Source organism: Desulfospira joergensenii DSM 10085 (genome assembly GCF_000420085.1).
GTDB lineage: Bacteria > Desulfobacterota > Desulfobacteria > Desulfobacterales > Desulfobacteraceae > Desulfospira > Desulfospira joergensenii.
Map to the genome: position 1 here is coordinate 1 of NZ_ATUG01000005.1, position 3,421 is coordinate 3,421.

Sequence of the window (3,421 nt, forward strand, 5' to 3'; positions counted from 1 at the left end):
AATAAAAAAAGCCCTGACCAATCGGGAAGATTGATCAGGGCTTTTTGAAGAATAACCCGGCAGCGTCCTACTCTCCCACACAGTCTCCCATGCAGTACCATCGGCGCTAGGGAGCTTAACTTCCGTGTTCGAGATGGGTACGGGTGTGGCCTCCCTGCCATTGCCACCAGGTTAAATCAAAAGGACCTGGAACTTCTGAAGGGGTTATGCGTACATGTCCCATGGGTCCAAAATTTCTAATCTGTTGTAGTAAATCTTAATTTGTCCACATTAAAGCGTTCAAAGTTATTTGTAGAAAAAGTGGCTAAGCCTCACGACCTATTAGTACCGGTTAGCTGAACATGTTACCATGCTTACACACCCGGCCTATCAACCTTGTAGTCTTCAAGGGGTCTTTAGTCTATAAATAGAGGGGATATCTTATCTTGAAGTTGGCTTCCCGCTTAGATGCTTTCAGCGGTTATCCATACCCAACTTGGCTACCCAGCAATGCCCCTGGCGGAACAACTGGAACACCATTGGTTGGTCCAATCCGGTCCTCTCGTACTAGGATCAGATCTCCTCAAATATCCTGCGCCCACGAAAGATAGGGACCAAACTGTCTCACGACGTTTTAAACCCAGCTCACGTACCACTTTAATTGGCGAACAGCCAAACCCTTGGGACCTGCTCCAGCCCCAGGATGTGATGAGCCGACATCGAGGTGCCAAACCGCCCCGTCGATGTGAACTCTTGGGGGCGATAAGCCTGTTATCCCCGGCGTACCTTTTATCCGTTGAGCGACGGCCCTTCCATTCAGAACCGCCGGATCACTAAGACCTACTTTCGTACCTGCTCGAAATGTCTCTCTCGCAGTCAAGCTCCCTTATGCCTTTGCACTCTACGGCTGGTTTCCAATCAGCCTGAGGGAACCTTCGCGCGCCTCCGTTACTCTTTGGGAGGCGACCGCCCCAGTCAAACTACCCACCAGACACTGTCCCAAACCCGGATTACGGGCTGTGGTTAGAACACTGAAATATGAAGGGTGGTATTTCAAGGGTGACTCCACACACTCTGGCGAGCATGCTTCAAAGTCTCCCACCTATCCTGCACATCATATCCCAAAATCCAATGTCAAGCTGTAGTAAAGGTGCCGGGGTCTTTCCGTCTTTTCGCGGGTAGACGGTATCTTCACCGCCATTCCAATTTCGCTGAGTCCCTGGTTGAGACAGTGTGGAAGTCGTTACGCCATTCGTGCAGGTCGGAACTTACCCGACAAGGAATTTCGCTACCTTAGGACCGTTATAGTTACGGCCGCCGTTTACCGGGGCTTCAGTTCAGTGCTTCGCGTAAACGCTAACAAATCCCCTTAACCTTCCGGCACCGGGCAGGCGTCAGACCCTATACCTCGTCTTGCGACTTTGCAGAGTCCTATGTTTTTAGTAAACAGTCGCTACCACCAATTCTCTGCGGCCCTCAATCGCTTTGTAAAGTATAATACTAACAATCAAGGGCATACCTTCTCCCGAAGTTACGGTATCATTTTGCCGAGTTCCTTAACCAGGGTTCTCTCAAGCGCCTCGGGATACTCTCCCTGCCTACCTGTGTCGGTTTGCGGTACGATCACCTGTTATCTCGATAGAGGCTTTTCTTGGCAGCATGGGTGCAGTCAGTTTATGGGTCAAAGACCCTCCTCATCACTTCTCAGCCTTAGAAAGCTCCGGATTTGCCTGGAACTTAAGCCTACAAGCTTGAACCGCCTATTCCAACAGACGGATGACCTGCCCTCCTGCGTCCCCCCGTCTCTCAAACGATAACAAGGTGGTACAGAAATATTAATCTGTTTTCCATCGACTACGCCTTTCGGCCTCGCCTTAGGGATCGACTAACCCTGAGCAGATTAGCTTTACTCAGGAAACCTTGGGCTTACGGCGAGCGGGTCTCTCACCCGCTTTATCGCTACTCATGTCAGCATGGTCACTTGTGCAATCTCCACACACCCTCGCGGGTGCGATTCTGTGACGGCACAACGCTCTTCTACCAATGTATAAATACATTCCGCAGCTTCGGTACTATGCTTTAGCCCCGATACATTTTCGGCGCAGATCCACTCGACCAGTGAGCTGTTACGCTTTCTTTAAAGGATGGCTGCTTCTAAGCCAACCTCCTGGTTGTCTGGGCATTCCCACATCCTTCTCCACTTAGCATAGATTTGGGGACCTTAGCTGGCGGTCTGGGTTGTTTCCCTCTCGTCCGCGGAACTTAGCTCCCGCGGGCTGACTCCCGTACTCTGACTTACCGGTATTCGGAGTTTGGTTAGGTTTGGTAATCCGGTGGGACCCCTAGCCCATCCAGTGCTCTACCTCCGGTAAGAAACATACGAGGCTATACCTAAATATATTTCGAAGAGAACCAGCTATCTCCAGGTTTGTTTGGCCTTTCACCCCTATCCACAGCTCATCCGAACAGTTTTTAACCTGTGACGGTTCGGGCCTCCACGAGATTTTACTCCCGCTTCACCCTGGCCATGGATAGATCACCTGGTTTCGGGTCTACTCAATGCAACTGGTCGCCCTATTCAGACTCGCTTTCGCTACGGCTACACCTATCGGCTTAACCTGGCCACATTAAGTAACTCGCTGACTCATTATGCAAAAGGCACGCGGTCACAAGAACGAATTCCTGCTCCCACAGCTTGTAAGCAAACGGTTTCAGGTACTATTTCACTCCCCTAACAGGGGTACTTTTCACCTTTCCCTCACGGTACTGGTACGCTATCGGTTGTCAAGTTGTATTTAGCCTTATGTGATGGTCCACACAAATTCCCACAGAATTCCTCGTGTTCCGCAGTACTTGGGAGTAACTCAGGAGAGCCTGATCACTTTCGCTTACAGGACTGTCACCCTCTTTGGTTTGGCTTTCCAGCCAATTCAACTAATAATCAGGTTTTTGACTCTCCGCCAGATCCGAAACTCTGACAAGTGTTATCCCACGACCCCGCATACGCAACGCTTTCGGGCTTGACACGTATGCAGTTTGGGCTGGTCCCCGTTCGCTCGCCGCTACTCAGGGAATCGTTTTTACTTTCTTTTCCTGGGGGTACTAAGATGTTTCAGTTCTCCCCGTTGGCTCCCTTGACCTATGTATTCAGCCAAGGGTGACACAGTATTAACCGTGCCGGGTTGCCCCATTCAGAAATCTCCGGATCAAAGGGTGTTTAGCCCCTCCCCGAAGCTTATCGCAGCTTTCCACGTCTTTCTTCTTCACTTGACACCAAGGCATCCACCGTTTGCTCTTAGTAGCTTAGCCACTATCCACAAATAAGTTTAAACGCTTTGATGCGAACAAATTAATTCAAAATTAATTTACTCCAGCAGTGCTGATCATAATCAACCCTGCTGTTTCTTTGCAGATCGATAACCAGGAACACTTTAATTCCAAG

2 rRNA genes are annotated in these 3,421 nt (G+C 50.0%); both read right to left on the minus strand.

The features are described from left to right. Nucleotides 1-54: 54 nt before the first annotated feature. Nucleotides 55-171 (minus strand): 5S ribosomal RNA (rrf, locus tag F608_RS0130190). A gap of 129 nt (nucleotides 172-300) precedes the next feature. Further along, nucleotides 301-3,288: ribosomal RNA gene (locus F608_RS0130195) — 23S ribosomal RNA — on the minus strand. Nucleotides 3,289-3,421: the final 133 nt, after the last annotated feature.